Origin of the sequence: Pleomorphomonas sp. PLEO (genome assembly GCF_041320595.1) — a bacterium.
GTDB lineage: Bacteria > Pseudomonadota > Alphaproteobacteria > Rhizobiales > Pleomorphomonadaceae > Pleomorphomonas.
In genome coordinates this window covers 1-25,932 of sequence record NZ_CP166625.1, presented here as the reverse complement: position 1 = coordinate 25,932, position 25,932 = coordinate 1, and the positions used below count along the sequence as shown (strand labels likewise).

The following is a 25,932-nucleotide window of genomic DNA, read 5'->3' as shown; positions in this document are numbered from 1 at the left end:
GGCCGTCAGTCTTCACCGTCCCAATAATCGAGGCTGGTCTCGCGCCGGCCGATGAAGCGGAAGGGTTCGCTTCGAGTGCCGTCGCCGGCCGGCAGATGGCCCTTGACCAGGAACTTGCCCGAGTCCGGGTAGTCGATGACATCGGGCTCTACCATCGTCGAGATGGCGAAATATCGAAGCGGTTTGTCGGAGGTGTTTTCGATCTGGTGTGCGGTTTCCGGGCCGCCGGGCGGGCAGGCGATGATGTCGCCAGTTCGGACGGGGTATCGCTCGGAACCGATGCGGAGGACGCCTTCCCCGTCGAGGATCAGGAACATTTCCTCGTTGCAGCGGTGGTTGTGCATCGGCGAGGCGCGGCACCCTGGCTTGGTCTCGACCACGGAATAGCCGAGCATTTGGGCGCCGAGCCGCTGGCCGACCGCGGCGAACCGAGCCGCGTAGCCTTCGGGTGCCACCCGGTCGAGTTCGTCTTCAGGGTCGAAGCTGACGTCGTCGAGGTTGATAATTCTCAGAAAAGCCTCCCCTTCAGCCCTGTTTGCGAGCTTCCTTCCAGGTATTGGTTTGGCTCAGCATCGACTTGAGATAGGCGACGTTGGCCTCTGCCTGCACCGGATCGAGTTCCTGCCGGGCGACGGCGTCGGCCTCTTTGAACTTGCCTTGCAGTCCGAGAGCCAGCGCCAGATTTTGGCGGATACGACTGGTGGCACCTGGGAGTGCGATCGCTTGCCGCAGCGTCTTCTCGGCGTTGGTGATGTCGCCGGCCAAGAGATAGGATAGGGCGAGGTTGTTATAGATCGACGCCTCGCCGGGGGCGATTTGCAGCGCTTTCTGGTAGGCGCTGCGCGCCTCGGCGGGATTGCCCTGTTGATCGAGGATGGCGCCTTCGGCCGAGTAGAGTTTCCAGTCTGGTTGGTCCGGCCGTTGAGTCTGACGGATGACTCTGAGCGCCTGGTCGAAGTTGCCGTTGGCCGCCAGCGCCTTGCCGTAGGCCGCGCTCATTTCGGGATCGTTCTGAGAGGCGACCATGCCCTTTTCAAGGACGGCCACCGCCTGATCGGTGCGGCCGCTCAGGCGGAGGGCGGCAGCGTAATTCAGGATATTGGCTCGACTCTTGGGGTCGGCGTTGTAGCGCTGGCCCCATGCCGACGCGGCGGACGCAATCTGTGCATCGGTCATCCGGTCGACCGAGCCTGTTACCGAGACGTCGCCACGGGTGGTGAGCACCGGCTGATTGTTCGCGCATCCTGCGGCGGCGAACGACAGCGGCAGCAGCAAGGCGAGAAGCGTGGAACGTCGGATGGAAAGCAACATCAATCCCACCGTGATGAGGGGCGGCGTGGCCGCCTCGAATGCATTCCTTGGTAATCTGTTAACCCTAACGGCCGGTTAACCCGGCCTTACCTGTAAGTTATCCTCGCCTTGCCGCCACCCGTCCGCCTCTCTACATTCGGGAAGAGTACCAACTGGAGTTTGCCGCCTTGCTGTCCGTTTTCGCCGCTGCCGATGAAGTTGCCATTCCCGTCCATGCCGTCACGGTCGAGGGGCTGGAATCCAAGCTCACTGAGCTTGGCGCTGCCGCTTGGGCGAAGGCCAACGCCTTCTCCGCCGACGAGGGGACAGTTCTGTTGTTGCCCAACGCCGAGGGCGAGGTAGCGACGGTGCTGTTCGGCCTTGGTCGCGAGGGGAGCAACCGACCGCCACTGCTTGCCGGCAAACTGGCCACCGCGTTGCCTGCTGGTACCTATCGTCTCGAAGGCTGGCCGGGAGGCTTCGGCGAGGCAGCGCTTGCCTTCGCGCTCGGTGCCTATCGCTTCGAGCGTTATCTGAAGCCCAAGACCAACACGCCTCGTCTTGTCCTGCCGGAGGGCGAGGAAGGCGCCGAGGCCGAGCGGATCGCCGCTGCCGTCTTCATGGTGCGAGATCTCGTCAATACGCCGGCTAATGATCTTGGCCCCGCCGAACTAGCCGCTGCCGCTCGCGAACTGGCGACGGCCCACGGCGCGGTATTTGAGGAATATATCGGTGAGGATCTGCTTGCCCGCGAGTTTCCTCTCATCGAGGCCGTGGGGCGCGGTTCACCTCGGCAGGCGCGCCTGATTACCTTCACCTGGGGACGGGTCGACGCGCCAAAGGTGTCGCTGGTCGGCAAGGGGGTGGTTTTCGATACCGGCGGCCTCGACATCAAGGGCGGCAGCTACATGCTGCTGATGAAGAAGGATATGGGCGGCGCGGCCAACGTGCTCGGTCTGGCCCGCCTGATCATGGAAGCTGACCTCGACTTGCGTCTACGCGTCGTGTTGCCGATTGTCGAGAATGCCGTGTCCGGCACCAGCTTCCGGCCAGGCGACGTCTTCCCATCGCGCAAGGGCCTCACCGTTCAGATTGGCGATACCGACGCCGAAGGCCGCCTGATCCTGGCCGACGCGCTGGCCTTTGCCGATGATGAGGCTCCGGACCTCCTCGTCGATCTCGCCACGCTCACCGGTGCCGCCCGCGTCGCACTGGGGCCGGATATTCCACCCTTCTACACCCGCGATGACGCCTTCGCCGCCGATCTGTCGGCGGCCAGCCTCGCCGCTGGCGACCCGCTCTGGCGACTACCTTTGTGGGCTCCCTATGAGGAAGGACTGAAGTCAAAGATCGCCGACCTCAACAACGTGGCGCCCGGTGGCTTTGCCGGCTCAATCACCGCCGCCCTTTTCCTTGGCCGTTTCGTCGACAAGGCGAAGACCTGGATGCACGGCGACATCTTTGCCTGGGTGCCGGCGGCGCGGCCCGGCCAACCGGAGGGCGGTGAGGCGCAAGCTATCCGTGCCCTTTATCGCTATCTGAAGGATCGCTTCGGCCGCGCCTGAGCGGCGAGTGTCACACCCGCGATATGAAAAAGCTGTTCGGTGGCGCGCACTTATGCCGCTGCCGGGCGGCTCGTCTGCGTCTTGCGCATTGCTCTCGGTCGAGCCATTCCGCGAATGCGGGCGACAGTTTTTGTTAAAGTCATGAAAAGAAAATATAAATCGGTTCGCGCTAGGGTCGACGGCGTGTCCTTCACATTCGGGCCCATTATCTCGGTACGGGGTGGGCCGCATACCAAATCCTCCCGATCTCGGATATTCGGCGCAAATCCACGAGATTTGGTATGACGGGGGCGCCGCCGCTCGCCGTATCCTCGGTCAATCCAACGAGAATCGATAGAGTATCGCTGATGTCGACATCCTCCCCCTGATCCTGGTCATCAACAGCGGCTCCTCGTCGCTGAAGTTCGCCATCTACCCGGTCGGCGAACGCCAGCCGCTGGCCTCGGGTCTTGCCGAGCGTCTCGGCCAGAGCGATGCCTCGATCCGTTTCGACGTCGACGGCGCCAAGAACAAGGCGGCGCTGGCTTCCACCGACCACCAGGGCGCGGTCGATGCGCTGATGGCCTTCCTCAAGGAGCGCGGCTGGTTTGAGCGCGTGGCGGCGGTCGGCCACCGCGTGGTCAACGGCGGCGAGCGCTTCACCGAAAGCCGCATCCTGACCGACGATGCCATGATTGAGGAAATCGGCACCTGTCCCTTTGCCCCGCTGCATAACCCGGCGCACGCCGTCGGTATGCGCGCTGCCGTCCACGCCTTCCCGACGCTGACGCAGGTGGCGGTGTTCGACACTGCCTTCCACCAGACGATGAAGCCGGAGGCCTTCCTCTACGCTCTGCCGCGCAAGTACTACCGCGACCTCGGCGTCCGCCGCTACGGCGCCCATGGTACCTCGCACCGCTATGTTTCCGGCGAGACCATCCGTCTGCTCGGCCTCGATCCGAACGATAGCGGCGTCGTCGTCTGCCACCTTGGCAACGGCTCGTCTGCCACCGCCGTCTTGAACGGCAAGTGCGTCGATACCTCGATGGGCCTCACCCCGCTTGAGGGCCTGGTCATGGGCACCCGCACGGGCGACGTCGACTATGGCGCGCTTGCCTACATCGCCAAGAAGACGGGTCTCGATGTCGACGGACTTGAGAAGATGGTCAATCGCGAGAGCGGCCTTCTCGGCCTGTCGGAACTCTCCAACGACTGCCGCACACTGACCGAGGCGGCCCAGGCTGGCAACCATCAGGCCGAGGAGACGCTCGACGTCTTCGTCTTCCGTCTCTGCCGCTATATCGGCGCCCTGACGGCCGCCTTGCCGCGCCTTGACGCCGTCGCCTTCACCGGTGGCATCGGCGAAAACTCCGCCTATATCCGGGCCAAGACGCTGAAGCGCCTGTCGGCTCTCGGCCTCGATCTCGACGAAGAAGCCAATGCCACCATCTTCGGCGGCAAGAGCGGCATCGTCTCGCGGTCGAAGAAGCCAGTGGCCATCGTCGTACCGACCGATGAAGAGCGTGTAATCGCCGAGGACACAGCCCTCCTCGCCGGTCTTATGCCTGCCAAAGCCTGATGCGAAAGGGACGACGACTATGACTCCGAAACCCTCTTACCGCACGTTCTTCCTGGCGCCGACCTCCAGCCAACAGGGCATTTCCTCTGTGGCGCTCGGCCTCGTCCGCGCCTTCCAGCGTGAAGGCTACGACGTCGGCTTTGCCAAGCCGGTGGCCGATCCCGAGGCCTATCCTGACGGGCTCGACCGGTCGGTGCATTTCGCCCGTACGCTGCTCGGCCTCAATACGCCCGATCCGATCCCCGCCGAGCGCGCTGAGGAGATGATCCGCACCGGCAATCTCTTCACCCTGCTCGAGGAGATCGTCGAGCTGGTCGAAGAGGCACGCGGTGGTCGCTCCATGGTGATCGTCGAAGGTCTGCTGCCGTCGACGACGCATCCGCTGACCATCGATCTCGATATCGCCATGGGCCGGTCGCTATCGGCTGAGATCATTCCGGTGGTTCCCGGTCTCGATGCCACTGTGAAGTCGATCGTCGGCGATCTCGCCGACGCTCATCACCGGTTCCTCGCCGAGGGTCGTCCCTTTGCCGGTCTGATCGTTGGCCGCGCCCGCGGTGGCGACGGCAAAGCGGAGGAATTCGCCCAGGCGCTCGAGGCGGCGAAGATTGGCGTGCCGGTGCTCGCCGTCACCTCCGACGAGCCGGCGCTCAATGCACCGCGCCTCATCGACGTCGCCTCTGATCTTGGCTTCGGCATCCTTCGTCCGGGCGACATCAAGAAAGCGCGTGTCGGTGAGATCGTCATCGGCGCCCGCGGCCCGGACAAGGTGGTGAAGGCGCTGAAGGCCGGCACGCTGGTGGTCACCCCCGGCGACCGGTCCGATATCATCATCACCACGACGCTGGCTCGCTCTTCCGGTCTGCCGATTGCCGGCCTGCTTCTCACCTGCGACGAGCCAATGGCTCCCTCGATGGCCGAGTTCCTAGCGCCGCGCTTTGGCGACCTGCCAGTGCTGACCACCGAACTCCAGACTTACGACGTCGCTGTCCGCCTCAACTCGATGGACCGCCGTGTCCGCCACGAGGATTCCGAGCGGATGGAGAAGCTGCTCGAGCATGTGGCCGATCACATCAACCTTGCTCCGCTCGCCCCGGCGACGGCGCGTTCCAACGGCGGTCTGATGACGCCGCCGATGTTCCGCCACCGGATGATCCAGGAGGCGCGCGCGGCAAACCGTCGTATCGTGCTGCCGGAGGGCGACGAGCCGCGCACCATCAAGGCCGCCGTCATCTGCACCGAGAAGCGCATTGCTCGCTGCGTGCTGGTCGGTGACCCCAAGGCGATCAAGGATGTCGCCGACAGCCACGGCATCGATCTGCCGCCCGAGCTGGAAATCCTCGATCCGGCCAAGGTGCGCGGCAGCTACGTGGCGCCGATGGTCGAACTTCGCAAGTCGAAGGGGCTGACCCCGCCGCAGGCGGAAGCCCAGCTTGAGGACAACGTGGTGCTTGCCACCATGATGCTGGCCTTGGGCCACGTGGATGGCCTCGTGTCCGGTGCCGTGCATACCACCGCCTCGACGGTGCGCCCGGCGCTACAGCTCATCAAGACCGCTCCGGGCAACTCCATCGTCTCAAGCGTGTTCTTCATGTTGATGCCCGATCAGGTGCTGGTCTATGGCGACTGCGCCATTAACCCGGACCCGTCGGCGGACGAACTGGCCGAAATCGCCTGCCAGTCGGCCGACAGCGCTCGCTCCTTCGGCATCGATCCGCGCATTGCCATGATCTCCTACTCGACCGGGACCTCTGGCACGGGTAGCGATGTCGACAAGGTGCGCGCGGCAACGCTCAAGGTGATGGAACTTCGCCCCGACCTTCTGGTCGACGGCCCGATCCAGTATGACGCGGCTTCCGTTGAAAGCGTCGGCAAGCAGAAGGCGCCGGGCTCGCCGCTTGCCGGACATGCCAACGTCTTCATCTTCCCCGATCTCAACACCGGCAACACCACCTACAAGGCGGTGCAGCGCTCGGCCAATGTCGTTTCGGTCGGTCCCATGCTGCAGGGCCTTCGTAAGCCGGTGAACGATCTGTCGCGCGGCGCGCTGGTCGACGACATCGTCTATACCATCGCGCTGACCGCCATCCAGGTTGGCCAGAGCCACCAGCCGGCGCAAGCGGTCGCTGCCGAGTAAAAGCTCCGGCGTATGGGTTGAACAACAACGGCCGGCGGCCTGGTCGCCGGCCTTTTTATTATCGCAGTACCTAGTTGGCATTGATGGAGGTGTACGCCATCAAAAAATAAGCCGACTAAATACGGTATCGCTAATCGTCCGCTGCCGGTCATGATGAAACGAAAAAAAAGCCGCCGGAACAACCCGGCGGCTCAAATCATTTTCGCCTAGACCATCTCAGCCGGCGACGGCCAGCTCCCCTCTGAGCCTCTCCGTTTCAAAGGAGGCATCGAGGATGCGCTGCAGTTCGGCAGCCCGACGGAAGCTCGGCTCCATGGTCTTGCCAGCCTTCACCGCGTCGACGAAGCGCTTGTAGTTCATCGGCACCGGTTTGGCCGTGACCGGACGCCAGGTCTGGCTGTTGATGTCCTTGGTGCCCTTGCAGACGCGCAGCCATGTGCCGTCGGAGCCATTCTGGATCTCGAGCCCGCCCTTGTCGCCGAAGACGCGGACGCGCAGCGTATTGGCGTAACCGGTGGCGAAGCGTGACGCGTGGATGACACCGATGGCGCCGTTGTCGAATTCCAACGTCCCGGCGAAGCTGTCATTGGCGTCGAGCGTGTATTCGCCGATCTTGTCGTCAGGTGCCTTATGGAAGGTCTTGAGGCGGCCGAACAGTCGCGTCACGTCGGTGCCGGCGCCGAAGGAGGCGAAGTCGAGAATGTGAATGCCGACGTCGCCGATGACACCCTTCGAGCCATGATTTTCCGACAGGCGCCACAGCCAGCGGCTCTCGGTTCGCCAGTCGCCCCAATGCGTGCCGGTCAACCAGCTCTGAAGATAGCTCGCTTCCACATGCTTGACGTCGCCGATGACACCAGAGGTGACCATCTGGTGCATCTTGTGGATCTCAGGAACGTTGCGATAACTGAGGTTCACCATACCGACGAGGCCAGCTTTTTCGGCGGCCTCGGTCATCTCCAGCGCATGGGCGTAGTTGGTGGCCAATGGCTTTTCGCAAAGCACATGCTTGCCAGCGGTGAGCAGAGCCATCGTGGTCGGGTAGTGTGCAAGGTCGGTGGTGACGTTCGACGCCGAATCGAACTTGCCCCAGACGATGGCATCCTCCACCGTGGGGAACGTCCGGGGAATGTTGAATTCCTTGGCGAAGGCGGTGGCAAATTCCGGGAAAATGTCGACGCAGCCGACGATTTTGACGCCGCGGATCTGGGCGAAATGCTTGGCATGATGGCGGGCCATACTGCCGGTGCCGACAATGATGAGGCGCATGTTGGGGTCCATGGGGAAGGGGGGCTGACATAGAGCAGCGGCCGGCGGGGAGACCACCGGCCGCTTGGGAGGTCGCTCAGCGAAGGCCGGGAGCACCCTTGGCGTGGATGGTCAAGCCACGCGCTTCGATCGGTTCCAGCGCCTTGTCGACCGGCACGTTCGGCGCATCGGTAACCGCCGTCCAGGCTGGGCCGGGGTTGTAGGCCCATTTCACAGCGTTGCGCAGCACGGTCAGAACATTTTCGTCGTGATAGGTGGGATAGGCCTCATGGCCAGGGCGGAAGTAGAAGATCTTGCCAGCGCCGCGCTTGTAGCAGAGACCGGAGCGAAATACTTCGCCGCCCTGGAACCAGGAGATGAACACGGTTTCATCCGGCTCGGGGACCGAGAAAGGCTCGCCGTACATCTCTTCCATGTCGAGTTCGATCTTCTCGGGCAGCCCGGCGGCGATCGGGTGGTTGCGGTTGATCACCCAGAGACGTTCGCGCTCGCCCGCCTCGCGCCATTTGAGCGCGCAGGGGGTCCCCATCAACCGCTTGAAGATCTTTGAGAAATGGCCGGAGTGGAGAACGAGGAGGCCCATGCCCTCCCAGACGCGCTTGGCGACGCGCTCGACGATCTCGTCTTTGACTTCGCCGTGGGCGGCGTGCCCCCACCAGACGAGAACGTCGGTCGCGGCGAGCTTTTCGGTCGTCAAGCCATGCTCTGCCATCTGCAGCGTCACCCAGCTCGCCTTGATGGCGGGATCGGCGTTGAGGGCATCGGCGATGGTGGAATGCATACCGTTAGGGTAGAGGTCACGAACGACTTGGCTGGTCTGCTCATGAACGTTTTCGCCAAAGACGGTGGCGCGTATGGTCATGGAATCCTCCCGAGGATGAGCGGTCCGGCATGGCTGACTTATGCTTTGCAGAACCCGCGGCAAGGTCCAGTCCGTCAGCTCTCCTGGCGCATCGGGACGAGACGCGGCATCTTGCTTCCCGACCATTCAAAGCGCTTTTAAAGCGGCTTGTCAAGAGTTGGCGAGGACTGCCCACTGCCTCGGCAATTGATTGTTCCGTCGGCGATATTTTGGGCGATAGAGTAATAAAAGCGCTTTGGTTGAATCGAAATAATTAGGCGTCATCCAATGATTGGCAGGCAGGATTTTGCCCTATTTCAGATTGGCCTGGTGAACGGCGACATACCGCTGAATAACGCTTGAAGCGCCGAAGTGTTCCAAGGCGAACAGGCACCCAGAGGAAACCGTGCCGAAAACCGGCCGGTTTGACTATGGCTCAGGAGAGAAGGGCGGACGTGCCGCCCTTCCCATGGTTCTCAGTGTTCGATCTGGCTCACGTCGCGCACGGCACCCTTGGCGGCTGAGGTGGCCATGGCAGCGTAGGCCCGCAATGCCGCCGACACCTTGCGTGAACGCGGGGCTTCAGGCTTCCAGGCGGCCTTGCCTTTGGCTTCCATGACGGCACGGCGAGACGCCAGAACGTCATCGGAGACCAGGAGGTCGATGGTGCGCTTGGGAATGTCGATACGGATACGATCGCCCGCTTCGACGAGGCCGATGGCGCCACCCTCGGCGGCTTCCGGCGAGGCATGACCAATCGAAAGGCCCGATGTTCCGCCGGAAAAACGACCATCGGTCAACAGCGCGCAGGACTTGCCGAGGCCCTTGGACTTCAGATAACTCGTCGGGTAGAGCATTTCCTGCATGCCGGGGCCGCCTTTGGGACCTTCGTAGCGGATCACCACCACGTCGCCGGCCTTGACGTCGCCGCCAAGAATGCCCTTCACTGCGCCTTCCTGGCTCTCGTAGATCTTCACCTCGCCCTCGAAGACGAGGACGGAGTCGTCGACGCCGGCCGTCTTTACGATGCAACCGTCCTGCGCGATATTCCCGAACAGCACGGCGAGGCCGCCGTCCTTGGAGTAGGCGTGCTCCACCGAGCGGATCACGCCCTTCTTGCGGTCGACATCGAGTTCATCCCATCGCCGATCCTGGCTGAAAGCCTCGAGCGAAGGGACGCCGCCGGGAGCCGCCGCGAAGAAGGTGCGGACGGCGATCGAGTTGGACTGCACGATGTCCCACTCGGTGATCGCCGCCTTGAGCGTCGGCGCATGCACGGTGGGCAGATCGGTGTTGAGAAGACCACCACGGTCCAGCTCGCCGAGCAGTCCGAAGATACCGCCGGCCCGGTGCACGTCTTCCATGTGGATGTCGGCGACAGCCGGCGCCACCTTGGAAAGGCAGGGCACGCGGCGGCTGAGGCGGTCGATGTCGGCCATGGTGAAATCGACACCGGCTTCTTGAGCGGCGGCCAGCAGGTGCAGGACAGTGTTGGTCGAGCCACCCATGGAGATGTCGAGCGTCATGGCATTTTCGAAGGCCGCGAAGGAAGCGATCGAGCGTGGCAGCACACTCCCGTCGTTACCTTCGTAATAGCGCTTGCAGAGATCGACGATCAGCTGACCGGCTTTCAGGAACAGCGCCTTGCGGTCGGCGTGCGTCGCCAGCATCGAGCCATTACCCGGCAGGCTGAGGCCGAGCGCCTCGGTAAGGCAGTTCATCGAGTTGGCAGTGAACATGCCCGAGCAGGAGCCGCAGGTCGGGCAGGCCGACCGCTCGTAGGAGCGAACATCGGCATCCGACACTTTCTCGTCGGCAGCGGCCACCATGGCATCGATCAGATCGACCGACTTGGTGACGCCCGTCGACAGCAACACTTTGCCCGCTTCCATCGGGCCGCCGGACACGAAAACGGCGGGGATGTTGAGACGCAGTGCCGCCAGCAGCATGCCGGGGGTGATCTTGTCGCAGTTGGAGATGCAGACCATGGCATCGGCGCAATGGGCGTTGACCATATACTCGACACTGTCGGCGATGAGATCGCGCGACGGCAGCGAATAGAGCATGCCGTCGTGCCCCATGGCGATGCCGTCGTCGACGGCGATGGTATTGAATTCCTTGGCAAGACCACCCGACTTCTCGATTTCGCGGGCGACCAACTGGCCGAGGTCTTTGAGGTGCACGTGGCCCGGCACGAACTGGGTGAAGGAGTTGACCACGGCGATGATCGGCTTGCCGAAATCGCTTTCCTTGACGCCGGTGGCGCGCCACAGGCCGCGGGCACCGGCCATGTTGCGGCCGTGAGTGGAGGTGCGGGAACGATAAGCGGGCATGGTTCGATCCATCTCAGGGAAAGATATATTGCCTGACGGATGGGACCGTTTTGCCGAAAAAGCAAGGGCGGCGGCGGCGCAAAGCGTTCGCCAGCCGGCAACGTCCGCAAGTGGGGGAGGGCGAGGGCGCCGCCAGGCGATCCCTCCTTGGCAAAAGGATGTGCCCAAAGAGAGGCCTATGGATAAAGATCAGGACAGCCGCGTTCAGGCGACCGTCCTGATTTCACCGTTATCACAATGTCAGGCGGCGCCTTAGGCTGCGCGCACTTTCGTCAGAAAGCCCTTGATCTCGGAGCGAAGGCGGGCGCAGCTGTCGTCGAGTTCGGCGGTGCCGGTTTTCATGCGTTCGGTAGCAGCGACGGCCGCCGCATTGGCCTTGGACACGCCGTCGATATGTTCGGTCACCTCGGCGGTACTGGTCGATGCCAAGTTGAGGCTGCGTGAAATATCGAGTGTGGCCGTGCCCTGCTCTTCCACGGAGGCGGCGATGACACTGGCGATATCGCTCAGGCGGCCGATCACGCCGGAGATGGCGTTGATCGCCGCCACCGACTGCTCGGTCGAAGCCTGAATGCCGTTGATCTGGTCGGCGATGGTCGAAGTCGCCTTGGCGGTCTGGTCGGCCAGCTGCTTGACCTCTGCGGCCACCACCGCGAAGCCCTTGCCGGCCTCGCCGGCCCGTGCCGCCTCGATGGTGGCATTGAGTGCAAGGAGGTTGGTCTGAGAAGCGATGTTGTCGATGAGGTCGACGACATCGCCAATCTTCTTGGCAGCTTCGGAGAGTTCCTTGATCTGCCTCGAGGTGCGGAGGGCGTCAGCGGCCGCTTCGGCGGCGACGCGGCTCGATTCCGCGACTTGTCGGGTAATTTCGGCAACGGAGCCGGTCAGCTCCTCGGTGGCGGCGGCAACGGTGGCGACGTTGGCGGAGGCCGTTTCGGCGCCATGTGTCACGCTTTGCGCCCGCTCGGCGGCGCGGTCGGTCGCCTGATCGAGGGCGTGCGTCAGCGTCGCCATATCCTTGGCGGAGGCCAGGACCTTGTCGGCGATGGCGCCGACCGATGACTCAAATTCCTGGGTGACGCGATCGATCAGGCTATGGCGCGCCGCGCGTTCGGCGTCGATGTAGACCGAAATGGCGAAATCCATGTCGACCATCACCGCCTTGCTGAGGGCCTGCAGTAGCTTGAGCCGCGTTTCATCTTGGCCGCCTTTGAACAAGCCGCCGGAATAATCCTTGTTGATGCGACCGATCAGCGCTGTCAGCAGAAAATCGTAGCCACCGATATACCAGGTCGGCGACAGACCGATCCGGTAGTGCGTCTCGCCGATCTTGTACACGGACTGGAAATAGGTCTCGTCGAAGCGAGCCTCCAGCACATGTTCCCAATGCTTGATTTGCGCCGCTTTGGCATGGGCCATGTGATCGGCCGAACGGAAAAAGCGCTTGGTTTCGGGGAATTGGGAGACATGCCGATAGAAGGCGTCGATACCCTCGGCAAGAATACTGGAAATATAAGGGCGATGTTCGCGAAGTGTGGTGGTGACGCTGTCGTCGACAGCGTGAAAGCCGAGACGCTGACGCATGTCAGAGACAAGATTCGAGACAGCGGACATGCCTGTTCCTTATGGTGCGGGTCGATGCAACGAGTGCATCCGACGTCAGTATATGTCGCGCGAAATCCGTTACCTGTCCGTAAAGGAATCAAGGAAACTATCGGTATTTTAGGAAACTGAAAGCCAAAAATGCGAGGTATTGCCAGCACTTATACGTAGGGATGCGAATTACGAGTCTCGATCTGTCCTGCCGCGACACACCTGTGCTTAGGTGCGCGGCGATTCAAGACTTACGTAGCCCTCGGCGCGGAAGCGTGGCCGGCACAGGCAGAGAAAAACGAGATCGACGGCGCCATCGTTGTCGATGCGCTGGGATGTTCCCTCGGGAATGCGGACGCTGTCGCCCGGTCGGACACGGAAGCGATCGCCGCCGACCTCAATCATACCGCCTCCCGCCTCGATCACGTAGGTCTCCTCCACGTCGAGAGCGTGCAATTCGGTGGTGACGCCGGGCAGGACGCGTGCTCGTGCCAGAGATACATCCGGCCGTGACGAATGGTTGAGAAGCTCAGTGATGAAGCAGCGCTCCGAAGTGGCGAATTCCTGCAGGCCTCTGCTGGGCGCGAGAAGCGGGTGGGTCATACTTGCCTCGTGGGTCGCAAGGGCGATTGTGGGGCATTGGCCCCTACCAGCCATCGCCCTTTACGAAGTTTGGTTCATCGGCGATGAATGCACAACCTGGAGAGAACATGTCCTGTTCCGATCTTGTCGTTCGCGCTGCTCATCTCGTCACCTGCGATGAGGCGATGACTGTGATCTCGGATGGCGCCATCGCCATCCGCGACGGCCGTATCGCCGCCGTCGGGCCCGCGTCGACCATTCCCCTGGATGGCGCCGAACTGGTGGAGGTGGGAGACCGCATTCTGATGCCCGGCCTGATCAACACGCACTGCCACGCCGGCGACAGCCTGTTTCGCGGCCTCGTTGAGAACCTGCCGCTCGAACCTTGGCTGCAGACGGTATGGAAGGCCGAACGGGCGATCCTCGATCCGGCGACCTGCCGGCTTGGTGCCGAACTCGGTCTTGCCGAGCTGCTGCTCTCCGGTGTCACCTCCGTCATGGACATGTTCTGGTTCCCTGAGGAGACGGTACGGGCAGCCAAAGCGCTCGGGATCCGCGTCGCCACAGGCGGCATTTTCTTCGATCCTCCCGGCATGGACGGCCATCTTGCCGACCGTCGGCTCGCCGACGCCACGGCATTCTTCGACGCTGTCGAGGACGATCCCTTCGTTTTCCCCGGCTGCCTGCCGCATGGCACTTACACGGTGTCGCCGGAGCACCTTCAGAACGCTGCCCGTCTCTCCCGCTCGCGCGGCGGGTTCTGGTGTACCCACGCGGCCGAAACGGCGGCCGAGCAGGCAACGGTGACCGAGCGTTATGGCCGCCGCGTCATCGCTCATCTTGCCGATCTGGGCCTGCTTGGCTCCGATGTGGTGCTGGCCCATTGCGTTCACCTCGACGCGGCGGAGATCGATCTGCTCGCCGCTTCCGGCACGCACGTCGTGCATAATCCGATGTCCAATATGAAGCTCGCCTCGGGCTTCGCGCCGGTTCCGGCGCTTCTCAAGGCTGGCGTCAACGTGACGCTCGGGACCGACGGCGCCATCTCCGGCAACGACTTGGACATGTGGCTCGCCATGCGCCTGGCCGCCACGCTGCACAAGGCAACCACCGGCGATGCCGCCGCCGTCACCACGGGTGAGGCTTTGGCCATGGCGACGCGAAATGGCGCGCGCGCCCTGGGGGCGGGCGACCGGCTGGGATCGATCGAAGTCGGCAAGGAGGCCGATTTCATCTTGGTCGACATTGGCCGGCTGCATGCCGCGCCGCTGTTCGATCCCGTTACCCACCTCGTTTATTCCACCGGACGGGGCGACGTCACCGATGTCTTCGTCGCAGGACGACGCGTGGTCGAAGCCGGGCGCCTTCTCACCGCCGATGTAGGCTCGCTGATCGCCGCGGCGGGCGCGCTACGGCCGGCTATCGCGGCCTCCATCGCCTGACCCATGGGGTTGATTCGGTGGCCCGGAAAGGCTGACCTCGTTCCAGCCGGCTTGCCGCCAAAAAAAGCGCTCTCCCCCGGCGGTGCAGGGCAAAACTCTTTGCGATCGCGCCATTTTGAGCCGGCCGCTGCCTTCTCAGACCGCGAGTGCTGCGCTACATTATTCCCGTTACGGTTTCGCCTAGGAAGCCGTTGGGTCGAAGGGTCCAGTTTATTGTCCCGAACGCCCCTGAGGGGATGTCGTACCGGCATCCGCTGGCTGGGTTCCGAACAAGAGAGGATTTCGACATGTCCGATATCGAAGCCAAGATCAGGGCCAAGGCACGCGAACTTTGGCTGGCTGAAGGGCAGCCAGAAGGCCGGGCCGATCAACACTGGCTGGAAGCCGAGGCGATCGTCCGCGCCGAGGCGGAAGCCCAGCCCAAGGCGCCTCGCAAGCCGCGCGCCGCGGCTGCCAAGAAGGAACCAGCTGAAGCCAAGGCGCCGGCCGCCAAGAAACCCGCCGCAAAGAAAGAAGCTGCAAAGAAGGAAGTCGCCAAAAAGCCTTCGCTCAAGGTGGTTTCGGGCTGATATCGTCGGCCTGAAGCACGTGACGGGCTGTTGACAAGACGGGCCGGCGCCGTTGCGCCGCCCGAGTGGGATGCCTAATGTCGCGACCTTCTTGTTAGGGAGCCGTGACATGACCCTTTCCGCAGCCGTCGAAGCCCGCATTGTCGGGGACATTGCCAGCGAAATCGGCTGCCGTCCGGCCCAAGCGGCGGCGGCGGTCGGCCTTCTCGATGAGGGGGCGACGGTGCCTTTTGTCGCCCGCTACCGAAAGGAAGTGACTGGCGGGCTCGATGACACCCAACTCCGCAAGCTCGAAGAACGGCTCGCCTACCGGCGTGAACTCGAGACCCGTCGCGCGGCCGTTCTGGCGGCCATTGACGGGCAGGGCAAGCTGACGCCCGATCTTTCCGGAAAGATCGCCGCTGCTGTCACCAAGGCCGAGATCGAGGATCTCTACGCGCCCTTCAAGCCGAAGCGCCGCACCAAAGGCGAAATCGCCAAGGAGAAAGGGCTCGGACCGCTTGCCGACGCGCTGTTCGCCGACCGAACGCTGGAGCCGGCGGCGGTCGCTGCTGCCTACGTCACGGAGGCGGTGCCCGACATCAAGGCGGCGCTCGACGGCGCACGCGATATCCTGGCCGAGCGCTTCGCCGAAACACCGGAATTGGTTGGCCGCCTGCGCACCTACCTGCGAGATCGCGCCGTGCTGCGCTCGGCGGTCATTGCCGGCAAGGAGACGGCCGGCGAGAAGTTTTCCGACTATTTCGATCATCGCGAGCGCTGGGCGACGGCACCGAGCCATCGGGCGCTCGCCATGCTGCGTGGTCGCAACGAGGAGATACTGGCTCTCGAGTTGGAGATCGACGCCGACGACCCAACCCCGGTCAAGCCGGTTGAGCGGATGGTGGCGGAAGCTTTCTCGATCAGTGTTCCGGCGCGACTGCCGGCCGAAGGGTTTCTGTTTGACGTCTGTCGTTGGACCTGGCGGGTGAAATTGCAGCTTTCCCTCTCCCTCGATCTGATGGGCACGCTGAGGGAAAAGGCCGAGGCAGAGGCGATCCGGGTCTTCGCCGACAATCTCAAGGACCTGCTGCTCGCCGCTCCCGCGGGTGCCCGTACCACCATGGGCCTTGATCCCGGTATCCGTACCGGCGTCAAGGTTGCCGTGGTCGACGCCACAGGCAAGCTCCTCGACACCGCCACCGTCTATCCCTTCCAACCGAGGAACGACGTGACCGGTGCGCTCGCCGCGCTGTCGGCGCTGGTGCGCAAGCACAAGGTGGATCTGATCGCCATCGGCAATGGTACGGCAAGCCGAGAGACCGATCGCCTTGCCGCCGCGCTGATCGCCGCTGCGCCGGCACCGAAGCCGACCAAGGTGGTAGTGAGCGAAGCCGGCGCTTCTGTCTATTCGGCCTCGGAATTGGCAGCCCGCGAGTTTCCCGGCCTCGACGTTTCGTTGCGCGGTGCCGTTTCCATCGCCCGCCGTCTTCAGGATCCTTTGGCCGAGCTGGTCAAGATCGAGCCGAAGTCGATCGGTGTCGGGCAGTATCAGCACGATGTCGATCAGGGGCACCTGGCCAAGGCGCTCGACGCTGTCGTCGAGGATGCCGTGAACGCGGTCGGCGTCGACCTCAACATGGCCTCGGCGCCGCTTCTCTCCCGTGTCTCCGGTCTTGGCCCGGCGCTTGCCGAGGCGATCGTCGCCCATCGCGACGCGTCGGGCGCCTTCCGCAGTCGCAAGGCACTGATGGAGGTGCCGCGCCTCGGCGCCAAGACCTTCGAACAGGCCGCCGGCTTCCTGCGTATTCGCGATGGCGATGAGCCGCTCGATGCGTCCTCGGTGCATCCGGAGGCCTATGGTGTCGCTCGCCGTATCGTCGCCGCCTGCGGCCGCGATATCCGACAGCTGATGGGCGACAGCGCCGCGTTGAAGGCGCTCAGTCCGGCCAAGTTCGTGGATGAGCGCTTCGGTCTGCCGACAGTGCGCGACATTCTGGCCGAGCTGGAAAAGCCAGGTCGCGATCCGCGTCCGGAGTTCCGGACGGCGAATTTCGCGGAAGGGGTCGAGGACATTGCCGATCTCAAGCCCGGCATGATCCTTGAGGGCACGGTGACCAACGTTGCCGCCTTTGGCGCCTTTGTCGACATCGGCGTCCATCAGGACGGCCTCGTCCACGTCAGTCAGTTGGCCGATCGGTTCGTGAAGGATCCCCGTGACGTTGTGAAGGCTGGCGACGTGGTGAAGGTCCGCGTCGTCGAGGTTGACGCAAAGCGCAAGCGTATCGCCTTGTCGATGCGCAAGGATGACGATGGAGCGCCGAAAGGAGCCGGTAGCGGTCGTCCGGATCGTCGCGACCCGCCGCCGGCCACCGGTAACAGTGCGATGGCCGCTGCGTTGGCTGCTGCCATGAAAAGGCGCTGATCGGCTGGGCACATAGGGCTCGGCATTACAATTTTGGAGCGATAGCTGCGATCTTCACGGTTGGTGGCTGCTGGATTTGGTGTAAGCTCGGCGGCGTTAACCATCGTGAGGGCCCACCATGGCCAAGCATTCTACCGGTTACACCGCTTTCCAGCTTTCACTCCATTGGCTGATTGTGCTTCTCGTGTTTTTCCAGCTGATTTTCGGCGAAGACATGGGGCGCTATAACTATATTCTGCGTTCCGGACAGGACGCCGCGCCGCTCCTGACCGCCTATTATCTGCATATCGGCGTGGGTATTGCAGTTCTTGTGCTTACGCTGGTTCGCCTCGGTCTTCGTCTTGCCCTCGGCGTGCCGGCATCTGTTCCCGGCCCCGCCCTGCAGGTGCGGGCCGGCGAGGCGCTCCACTATATCTTCTATTTGATGCTGATCGTCACGCCGATCACCGGGCTGTTGGCGCAGTTTGTCGACATGCGCGCCTTTGGCGAGATTCACGAGGTCAACAAGCCGATATTCGTGGTTCTGATCCTGATCCATGCGGCAGCGGCGCTTTACCACCACTTCATCCTGAAGGATTCTACCCTGCGCCGCATGATGGTGCCGGGTACCAACTGACAGGCTCTCTTATTGCAAACAAAAACCCCGCGAGAGAGGGCTCTCGCGGGGCTTTTATTTATTGCGTGCCGATCCTGCGATCAGGCAGCCGACAGGTTATCGGCCGAGGACTTGCCGGAACGGCGGTCCTGAACGACTTCGAAGTTCACCTTCTGGCCGTCGTTAAGCGAGCCAAGGCCCGAGCGCTCGACAGCGGAGATGTGGACGAAAACGTCCGGTCCACCAGCGTCCGGAGCGATGAAGCCGTAACCCTTGGTGGCGTTGAACCACTTAACGGTACCTACAGCCATGACGAGATCCTTTCCTCAGAAAGTCTACTTGAAGAAAGCCACGCGACTGAGCGCGCGACTGGGTTGGTTTACCGAGTTTGGAAAGGTCGTCACGTCGCGGAGGAATAATCCCAGGCGTTCAGGGCCGATGGTCTGGCCAAAATCGATGGTCTCTCATACTACGAGCGGTGTCTTACTGCAAGCAACTTGCCTCTGCCGGCTTACGCTGGCCGAAAAGCATGGCAGATGGCGGGGTCGGTATCTATGCGGCCGGCTCCAATCAGATCAAGGCAGTAGGGGATCGCAGGGAAGACCGCGTTCAGGCAAACGGCGATCGACGCCGGCTTGCCGGGCAAGTTGACGATCAGCGTCGTGCCGCGCGTGCCGGCCGTTTGACGCGACAGGATAGCCGTCGGTACAGTCTCGAGGCTGATGCGCCGCATCAGCTCACCAAAGCCCGGCAGTTCTTTTTCCAAAACGACCTTCATCGCTTCTGGCGTAAGATCGCGAGGACTGGGACCGGTACCGCCGGTGGTCAGGATGAGATCGACCCGCTCTTCATCGCAGAGCCGAACCAGTTCTCCTCCAACGCTGTCCACTCCATCGGGGACCACCTGTGTCAGGAGCTCGTAGGGTGAAGTGACGGCGCGGCCGAGCCAGGCGGCGATCGCCGGCCCCGACAGGTCTTCATACTCGCCGCGTGCGGCGCGATCGGAGACGGTTAAAATCGCGATGCGGACCATTATCGAGGCTCCAGCCTGTGAATCACGGGAGAAGACAGCGTTAGCACCTTGCTTCGCCCTTGGCCAAGGCAACCGAATCGGTCGACAGAAGGAGGGCACCTTCGAAAGACGCGTTCTGTACAATCGGTGGCGTGGGACAAAGACCTCGGGATGACCTTCAGCGTGGACATTGGCAACAGGACGAACGGCGCGCGCGCTGCCTTCGACCTCGAGGAACTGCTTGCCACCCGTCTGCTGGTCCAGGGAAATTCCGGCTCGGGAAAATCGCATCTCTTGCGCCGTCTGCTTGAGCAGAGCGCCGAATGGGTCCAGCAGGCCATCATCGATCCCGAAGGCGACTTCGTGACCCTGGCCGACCGCTTTGGTCATGTGGTGGTCGACGCCAACTGTTCCGAACGCGATCTGGCCTTGATCGCCGCGCGCGTCCGCAAACACCGCGTGTCCGTCGTACTCAATCTTGAAGGGCTCGACGTTGACGGTCAGGTGCGGGCTGCAGCCGCTTTTCTGAACGGCCTGTTCGATGCCGAGCGCGACAACTGGTATCCGATGCTGGTGGTGGTCGACGAAGCACAATTGTTCGCGCCCGCCGCGTCCGGTGAAGCCGACGGTGAGGCGCGTCGCCTCTCGCTCGTTGCCATGACCAATCTGATGTGCCGTGGCCGCAAACGCGGTCTTGCCGGCGTCATCGCCACCCAGCGGCTCGCCAAGCTCGCCAAGAACGTTGCCGCCGAGGCGTCCAACTTTCTGATGGGCCGCACCTTCCTTGATATCGACATGGCCCGCGCCGCCGACCTTCTGGGCATGGAGCGCCGGCAGGCCGAGATGTTCCGCAATCTTCAGCGGGGTGAGTTCGTTTCGCTCGGCCCAGCCATCGGTCGCCGGCCGGAGCCGGTCAGGATCGGGCCGGTGGAAACCACCGGACGTGGCGGCGGCCCCAAGCTGACGCCGCTGCCCGAGCAGGGCGGCGAGGCGGCCCGCGAGTTGATCTTCCGGTCGACGGCCGGCGAGGAAATGCCGCGCACTACCGCCGCGCCGGTATCCACCGCCGATATCCTCTCCGAACTGTCGCGTTCGCGCGCCGCATTGGCGCCGGCTCCGGAGGACAACCCTCCCCAGGCCGATCTGCTCGGCCGTCTTGCCCGCGACGAAGCCATCGAAGAAATCCTGGCCGAGATGATGGCCGAGCCCGACGCCGCTTTCCAGGCGGTGTCGATGCTCTATCAGGATTTCCTGGTTCGCTGCCGCATCAAGCGGGTAACCGGCGACAGCCTCGACCTGCAGTCCTTCCGACAGCGCCTATCGCTGGCTCGTGCCGGCGTCGAGACGGAAACGGTCGATGAAGATGCCTGGCAGCAAGCCACGCTGATCGCCGCCTCGCTGCCCGAGGATATGCGGGGCGTCTTCCTGCTGGTCGCCAAGGCGGCGCTTCAGAAAGCGCCATGCCCATCGGATGCGGAGATTGCGCGCGCTTACGGCACCCGCTCGCCATCGCGTGCGCGGCGGCTGCTCGCCTATATGGAAGAGCGTGGTTTTCTCGTCACCGCGTCCGATCTGCGTGGTCAGCGGATGATCCAGCTGCCCGATCTCGGCTGGCAAACGGCACCGGGTTCGGCGACCGCGGCGGCCGCTGCCGAATAAGGTTCTTTCATTAAGCTCTATTGCTGTGCTGCGCCCCCTTGGAGCTGAGGGGAAAACGCGACAGACTGTCCTCCGGCGACCGTCGACTCGGGAGGAGCGCAGCCGCCTGTTGCGGGAGGACGGTATGGTAGTGTCGAGTTTGGGCGAAGCGGCAATGGCGTCCGTCGACCTTCGCGGTGTCGCGTTTTCGGAAGCCGAGCGGGTGATTTTTCGCGCGGGCGCGCTTACGGCGGCGGCCTTCCGCTTTGCCTCCGGTGTCGACGCCATCAGGGTGTCGAATGGCGCCGACGAGGTGGTGGTACTACCCTTCCAGGGGCAGCACGTCTGGTCGGCCCGCCTCGGTGGTCGCGACGTCGGCATGAAGTCGATGTTCGACATGCCTCGCTCAACGCAGAGGTTTTTCGAGACCTATGGCGGCTACTTCCAGCATGCCGGCATCACGGCGATCGGCGCCCCTGGCCCCATGGAGCGCCGCGAGCAGCACGGAGAATTGCCGAACGCCCCCTACCGCGACGCCGCTCTCTTGCTTGGTGAGGATGAAAACGGCAGGTACATCGCCGTCACCGGCCGCTACAATCACACCGTCGCCTTTGCCGTCAACTACGAGGCCGTGCCGATCCTGAAGCTCTACGAGGGGCGGGCGCGCATCACCATAGGCATCACGGTTACCAATCTGAAATCGACGCCCTTGGCCGTGCATTATCTCGGCCATCTCAACTGGCGCGCTCGCGAGGGGGGCGGCTGGTCGGCACGCTGCACGAAACAGCCGAGGGATTACGCGTCCGGCAGGAAATCCCGCCGCACATCCAGCCGGGGCCGGGCTATGTCGCGTGGATCGCCGAACTCGCCAAGGATCCCAGCCGCGCCGCCACGCTGACCTCGGACAAGATTTTCGCGCCGGAGGTGGTGTTCGCTTTCGATCCGCTGACCGACGACGAGGGGTGGTCGCACTTCATGCAGATTCACCCGGACGGGACGGCCGACTATACCTCCTTCATGCCCGAGAATACCGGCGCCGCCGCTCGCTGGATCTGCCGTACCGGTGATCAAGAAGCGGTCGGCATGGCATTCCCGGTCAGGTCTCCTGACGAAGCGTCCCGCGTAAACGGGCGACCGGTCACTCACGCACCGCTCGGCAAAGGGGAATGCTTCAAGAATGAGATCGTCGCGGCGGTGTTCACGCCGGCCGAAGCCGAGGCCATGGTCCGTCATATCGAGACGGTGAAGCGTCAGCGCGCGTGAACGGAATAAAGGTCCGTCAGCTGAAGGCGTCGAGCGTCGTCTTCATCATGTCGTTTGACGCCTTCATCGTCTTGGCCGAAGCCTCATAGCTGATGCGGGCCGTCATGACGTTGACGAGTTCGCTGGCCATGTCGACGTTCGGCATGGCAACCTGGCCGTCGGTGTTGGCGTCCGGCGAAGACGCATCGTAACTGGTGACATAAGGGTCGGCGGCGTTGGTGATCCGCGCGGAGACGCCGCCACCTCTGACGTCGGATTGCGTCACCGTCACCGGCGCATAGGCCGTGGTGGCGCCAGACGCATCGGGTAGCGATCCCGACGATGAGGCGTTGGCAATATTGGAGGCCGACGCCTCAAGGCGTGTCGTGGCAGCCTGCATCCCCGACAAGGAAATCGACGATACGGATGAAAGGGACATCGGGTGGCTCCGAGGACATGACGATCCGATATTGTCGGCCTGACATGCTAAATCCGCCTTGCTCCGACGGTGCAAATTTGAATCTTTTGCCGTTCGGAACGCCGTCTGGGCGATTTATCTCCATTTCTCGCAATATTTGGACGACGGTTCCTCGAAGAACTGCCCCGTTCGATGCCACATAAAAGGGCATCCGGAGACGGGTGCGGCGGGATTTGACTTGTAGCTTGCGACCGCCGGATCAAACGCTAAAGCGCCATGCCCAGCATGGTGGTGCCCTTCCACGATAGGAGGCGACCATGACCTTCAAAGACCTGACCACGCCTCGCACCGATCTCCGCCAGTACTGTCGGCGCTTTTTTGAACGTGCGCTGAAACTAAATGCTCTCAAGCGGGTTTGAAGATCGGTCGGTGCGTGCCGGCCCTGGAGGCTAAAATGGACAGTGGGTATATCGTTGAGCTGGCCGGCGAGGCAGTCGGCGTGCTGGTCGGCGCGGGCAGCGCCTATGAGTTCCACGCGGTTGATACGCGCTTTCGTTCACTTGAAGGGGCGAGCTTCGACAATGGCTTTGCTGCCGAGCGGGCCGTACGGCGTCTCGCACGGCATGGCGCCGGCAAATCGACGCAGCGCGGTCGCCGCCAGTATTCGCTCTTCCGCGACGGCCTCGGCCTGACCGGCCGGACCGCGGCCGAAGCTTTCAGCACCTAATTCTACTCGATAAGTTGTTTAGTGCCTTTTCTTTAGTCCTCTGTTTCACCTGATGTATTGCCTTGGTTGTCCTTCTCGGCCCGTTTCCCTTCCAGGCGTGCCGATCAACTTCCCCGGGAGCCAATGCTCCCGGGATTTTTTTGTTCTTGGCAAGGCGCACTAGACAGATGCCGCCTGGGCCCGGCCGGCAATCAGGTCGCGATACCAGATCGCCGAGGATTTAGGGATGCGCGCTTGTGTCTCGTAGTCGACATAGACCACGCCAAAGCGCTTGGCGTAGCCGTGCGACCATTCGAAATTGTCCATCAGCGACCAGACGAAATAGCCGTCGATCTGGATACCCTTGTCTCGGGCATCGGCGAGCACGGTGAGGTGCTTTTCAAGATAGTCGACACGGCCGGGATCGTCGCACTTGCCATCGACCAACTCGTCATATTGGGCGCAGCCATTTTCGGCGATGTAGATCGGCGGCAGATCGTAACGGTCATTGAGGTCGGTGAGCAGACGGTCGAGGGCGGGAGCATGGATCTCCCAGCCCATGGCCGTGCGCGGTACGTTCTCCGCCTGCACCGAGCGGGCGCGCGGATAGGGCAGGGCGGGATCGGCGACGATCCGTTCCGGCGCGTAGAAATTGAGGCCTAGGAAATCGATCGGCGTCGAGATGATCTTGAGGTCGTCGGGCTCGATCTTCGGCATGATGGGACCGAAGGCGTCCAGCACGTCGGCCGGATAGTGGCCAAGAAACACCGGGTCCATGAAAACGCCGTCGTGGAAGGCGCGGTAGCGCTCGGTAGCGGCAATATCCGCCGGACGGTCGGTGAAAGGATAAAGTGCTTTTGCGTTGTAGACGATGCCGGCCGGCAGATCGGCGCGGCGCGCCTTGATCGCCTGCATGGCGAGGCCATGCGCGAGGTTCAGCGTGTGGATGGCGGCAAGCGCCGCGGCGAGATTGCGTTCGCCGGGCGCGTGCTCTCCAATGAGATAGGAAAGGTGACCCGAGCACCAGGGCTCGTTGAGCGTCATGATGCCGGAAAGACGGTCGCCGAGGCGCGCCATCACCACGTCGGTATAATCGGCGAAGGCATAGGCCGTATCGCGAGCGCACCAGCCACCACGGCCGTGCTGTTCGATCGGCAGATCCCAATGGTAGAGGGTGGCATAAGGCTTGATCTCGGCCTTCAGCAACTCGTCGATCAGCCGATCGTAGAAGTCGATGCCTTTTTCGTTGACCGGGCCACGACCGTCGGGGATGACGCGTGGCCAAGCGATCGAGAAACGATAGGCATCCGCCGACAGCGACTTCAGCAGCCGCACATCCTCGGGCATGCGATGATAGTGGTCGCAGGCAATATCGCCACTATCACCGTCCCTGACGCGGCCGGGAATGCGCGAGAAGGCGTCCCAAATGCTTGGCTTGCGGCCGTCTTCGTCGTGGGCGCCTTCGATCTGATAGGCAGCGGTCGCATAGCCGAAGACAAAGTCGCGGGGAAAACGTTTCGAAAGCGCGATGCTGGACATGAAGTTCCTCCTCTTCGACCAGAAGGCATTGCCATGAATCGGTTCACGTCGGAAGCCCTCGTGGTTTCTTTTTGCGTTCATCCGGAATGGGCTGTATTGGGGCATCACTGATGGAGATGACCACGGCCGATGGACAAGCTGGCTTCCTACAACTGGGTAAAGATTGCGTCCTATCTGATCGTTGGTGTCGCTCTCTTGCTCTGCCTTGAGATGGGCCTGCTCGCCGGCCTTCTGGCAGGCCTGCTCGTCCATGAAACGGCGATCAGTGCCGCGCCTTGGCTGCGCAACCGCACCGGATGGACGCAGCAAATGGGCAAGGCGGTGGCGCTCATCGTCATCGTTGCGGCCATCTCGCTCGGCATTACCGGCGCGATCATCGCCGCCAGTTCGCTATTCACCAACGGTTCGGAGGGGTTGTTCGCCCTCATTCACAAGATGGCCCAGGTGTTGGAAACCGGCCGCACCTATCTGCCGCCATGGATCGGGGACTATATTCCCGTCAACACCGACGAGCTCCGCCGGCAAGCGGTGAAGTTTCTGCAGGACAACGCCTGGGAGCTCCAGCGTTTCGGCCAGGATGTTGGGCGTATCCTCGTCTATATCCTGTTCGGCATCATCATCGGCTCGCTGGTGCTGTTCCGCAAGCCGCCGGAAAAGCCGCATGGCCCTCTAGCCGTCGAATTGATCGAGCGCGTTCGTCGGCTGACGCTGTCCTTCCGTCGTGTCGTCTTTGCCCAGTTCCGAATCTCGCTGCTCAACACGACGCTGACCGCCCTGTTTCTGTTCGGCCTCGACCCGCTGATCGGAGTCCAGCTGCCGTTTCTGAAGACTATGGTAGCGGTGACCTTTATCGTCGGCCTCCTGCCGGTGGTCGGCAACGTCATCTCCAACACGGTAATCTTCATCGTCAGCTTGGGTGTTTCGGCGCCAGCGGCGATCGCCGCGCTGATGTTTTTGATCGCCATCCACAAGCTGGAATATTTCGTCAACGCCCGCATCATCGGCACACAGATCAACTCGCGTGCGTGGGAGATGCTGACGGTGATGTTGGCTATGGAAGCGACCTTCGGCGTGCCTGGACTGGTGGCCGCGCCGATCTTTTACGCCTACGTCAAGGAAGAATTGCTGGCCAACGACTTGATCTAAGGTTTGCCGCTCTCCCAGCCCTTGAACCGGCTCGGGGATCGTTATAGCGTCAA

At 62.8% G+C, this 25,932-nt stretch carries 23 protein-coding genes; 12 read left to right on the top strand and 11 right to left on the bottom strand.

Features of this window, described 5'->3' with window-relative positions; genetic code table 11:
- Positions 1–5: 5 nt before the first annotated feature.
- Both AB6N07_RS00115 and AB6N07_RS00110 read right to left on the bottom strand, forming a co-directional pair.
- Positions 6–455: a cupin domain-containing protein gene (locus AB6N07_RS00115; RefSeq protein ID WP_370675812.1), complete on the bottom strand. Its 450-nt coding sequence runs from the start codon at positions 453–455 to the stop codon at positions 6–8.
- 70 nt (positions 456–525) lie between these two features.
- On the bottom strand, positions 526–1,311 hold the full coding sequence (locus tag AB6N07_RS00110; RefSeq protein ID WP_370675811.1) for a tetratricopeptide repeat protein: 786 nt from the start codon (positions 1,309–1,311) through the stop codon (positions 526–528).
- A gap of 167 nt (positions 1,312–1,478) precedes the next feature.
- Here AB6N07_RS00110 and AB6N07_RS00105 point away from each other — a divergent pair, with 167 nt between their 5' ends.
- The 3 genes from AB6N07_RS00105 to pta all read left to right on the top strand — a co-directional run bounded on the left by AB6N07_RS00105 (position 1,479) and on the right by pta (position 6,550).
- Positions 1,479–2,855 carry a M17 family metallopeptidase gene (locus tag AB6N07_RS00105; RefSeq protein ID WP_370675810.1) on the top strand — a complete coding sequence of 459 codons (1,377 nt, stop codon included), beginning with the start codon at positions 1,479–1,481 and terminating at the stop codon, positions 2,853–2,855.
- Between the two features lie 340 nt (positions 2,856–3,195).
- On the top strand, positions 3,196–4,413 hold the full coding sequence (locus AB6N07_RS00100; RefSeq protein WP_370678322.1) for an acetate/propionate family kinase: 1,218 nt from the start codon (positions 3,196–3,198) through the stop codon (positions 4,411–4,413).
- Between the two features lie 19 nt (positions 4,414–4,432).
- Positions 4,433–6,550 (top strand): phosphate acetyltransferase, encoded by a 2,118-nt coding sequence (gene pta / locus AB6N07_RS00095; RefSeq protein WP_370675809.1) that lies wholly within the window; start codon positions 4,433–4,435, stop codon positions 6,548–6,550.
- 216 nt (positions 6,551–6,766) lie between these two features.
- Here the strand turns inward: pta and AB6N07_RS00090 are convergent, their stop codons facing one another.
- The 5 genes from AB6N07_RS00090 to AB6N07_RS00070 all read right to left on the bottom strand — a co-directional run bounded on the left by AB6N07_RS00090 (position 6,767) and on the right by AB6N07_RS00070 (position 13,189).
- A complete protein-coding gene (locus AB6N07_RS00090) occupies positions 6,767–7,819 on the bottom strand; it encodes a Gfo/Idh/MocA family protein (protein WP_370675808.1) in 1,053 nt (350 codons plus the stop codon).
- 76 nt (positions 7,820–7,895) lie between these two features.
- Positions 7,896–8,681: a ThuA domain-containing protein gene (locus tag AB6N07_RS00085; RefSeq protein WP_370675807.1), complete on the bottom strand. Its 786-nt coding sequence runs from the start codon at positions 8,679–8,681 to the stop codon at positions 7,896–7,898.
- Between the two features lie 455 nt (positions 8,682–9,136).
- Positions 9,137–10,993 carry a dihydroxy-acid dehydratase gene (ilvD, locus tag AB6N07_RS00080; protein ID WP_370675806.1) on the bottom strand — a complete coding sequence of 619 codons (1,857 nt, stop codon included), beginning with the start codon at positions 10,991–10,993 and terminating at the stop codon, positions 9,137–9,139.
- Between the two features lie 252 nt (positions 10,994–11,245).
- Complete coding sequence (locus AB6N07_RS00075) at positions 11,246–12,607, bottom strand: protoglobin domain-containing protein (protein ID WP_370675805.1); 1,362 nt, start codon at positions 12,605–12,607, stop codon at positions 11,246–11,248.
- Positions 12,608–12,814: 207 nt separating this feature from the next.
- The gene (locus tag AB6N07_RS00070) at positions 12,815–13,189 is read right to left on the bottom strand and encodes a cupin domain-containing protein (protein WP_370675804.1); all 375 of its coding nucleotides are present in this window, start codon (positions 13,187–13,189) and stop codon (positions 12,815–12,817) included.
- 107 nt (positions 13,190–13,296) lie between these two features.
- On the opposite strand from AB6N07_RS00070, the gene AB6N07_RS00065 reads away from it, so the two are divergent.
- From AB6N07_RS00065 to AB6N07_RS00050, 4 genes are all read left to right on the top strand, one after another.
- Positions 13,297–14,610 carry an amidohydrolase family protein gene (locus tag AB6N07_RS00065; protein WP_370675803.1) on the top strand — a complete coding sequence of 438 codons (1,314 nt, stop codon included), beginning with the start codon at positions 13,297–13,299 and terminating at the stop codon, positions 14,608–14,610.
- Positions 14,611–14,897: 287 nt separating this feature from the next.
- Positions 14,898–15,179: a DUF2934 domain-containing protein gene (locus AB6N07_RS00060; protein ID WP_370675802.1), complete on the top strand. Its 282-nt coding sequence runs from the start codon at positions 14,898–14,900 to the stop codon at positions 15,177–15,179.
- Between the two features lie 109 nt (positions 15,180–15,288).
- Complete coding sequence (locus AB6N07_RS00055; protein ID WP_370675801.1) at positions 15,289–17,583, top strand: Tex family protein; 2,295 nt, start codon at positions 15,289–15,291, stop codon at positions 17,581–17,583.
- A gap of 118 nt (positions 17,584–17,701) precedes the next feature.
- The gene (locus tag AB6N07_RS00050) at positions 17,702–18,199 is read left to right on the top strand and encodes a cytochrome b (RefSeq protein ID WP_370675800.1); all 498 of its coding nucleotides are present in this window, start codon (positions 17,702–17,704) and stop codon (positions 18,197–18,199) included.
- An 80-nt stretch (positions 18,200–18,279) separates the two neighbouring features.
- Here the strand turns inward: AB6N07_RS00050 and AB6N07_RS00045 are convergent, their stop codons facing one another.
- Positions 18,280–18,489, bottom strand: coding sequence for a cold-shock protein (locus AB6N07_RS00045; protein ID WP_370675799.1), 210 nt, complete (start codon positions 18,487–18,489; stop codon positions 18,280–18,282).
- A 200-nt stretch (positions 18,490–18,689) separates the two neighbouring features.
- Entirely contained in the window at positions 18,690–19,211 is a 522-nt protein-coding gene (gene mog / locus AB6N07_RS00040; protein WP_370675798.1) for a molybdopterin adenylyltransferase, read from the bottom strand.
- Between the two features lie 150 nt (positions 19,212–19,361).
- On the opposite strand from mog, the gene AB6N07_RS00035 reads away from it, so the two are divergent.
- From AB6N07_RS00035 to AB6N07_RS00025, 3 genes are all read left to right on the top strand, one after another.
- On the top strand, positions 19,362–20,849 hold the full coding sequence (locus tag AB6N07_RS00035) for a helicase HerA domain-containing protein (protein ID WP_370675797.1): 1,488 nt from the start codon (positions 19,362–19,364) through the stop codon (positions 20,847–20,849).
- 124 nt (positions 20,850–20,973) lie between these two features.
- A complete protein-coding gene (locus tag AB6N07_RS00030; RefSeq protein ID WP_370675796.1) occupies positions 20,974–21,726 on the top strand; it encodes a DUF4432 family protein in 753 nt (250 codons plus the stop codon).
- A 29-nt stretch (positions 21,727–21,755) separates the two neighbouring features.
- Positions 21,756–22,091 carry a hypothetical protein gene (locus tag AB6N07_RS00025; protein ID WP_370675795.1) on the top strand — a complete coding sequence of 112 codons (336 nt, stop codon included), beginning with the start codon at positions 21,756–21,758 and terminating at the stop codon, positions 22,089–22,091.
- Positions 22,092–22,107: 16 nt separating this feature from the next.
- On the opposite strand, the gene AB6N07_RS00020 is transcribed toward AB6N07_RS00025, so the two are convergent.
- Positions 22,108–22,509 (bottom strand): flagellar basal body rod protein FlgC, encoded by a 402-nt coding sequence (locus AB6N07_RS00020; protein WP_370675794.1) that lies wholly within the window; start codon positions 22,507–22,509, stop codon positions 22,108–22,110.
- Between the two features lie 433 nt (positions 22,510–22,942).
- Here AB6N07_RS00020 and AB6N07_RS00015 point away from each other — a divergent pair, with 433 nt between their 5' ends.
- Positions 22,943–23,215: a hypothetical protein gene (locus AB6N07_RS00015; RefSeq protein WP_370675793.1), complete on the top strand. Its 273-nt coding sequence runs from the start codon at positions 22,943–22,945 to the stop codon at positions 23,213–23,215.
- 159 nt (positions 23,216–23,374) lie between these two features.
- Here AB6N07_RS00015 and AB6N07_RS00010 read toward each other — a convergent pair whose 3' ends face one another.
- Complete coding sequence (locus AB6N07_RS00010; protein WP_370675792.1) at positions 23,375–24,733, bottom strand: GH1 family beta-glucosidase; 1,359 nt, start codon at positions 24,731–24,733, stop codon at positions 23,375–23,377.
- 129 nt (positions 24,734–24,862) lie between these two features.
- Between AB6N07_RS00010 and AB6N07_RS00005 the strand changes: the two genes are divergently transcribed.
- Positions 24,863–25,879: an AI-2E family transporter gene (locus AB6N07_RS00005; protein ID WP_370675791.1), complete on the top strand. Its 1,017-nt coding sequence runs from the start codon at positions 24,863–24,865 to the stop codon at positions 25,877–25,879.
- Positions 25,880–25,932 lie beyond the last annotated feature (53 nt).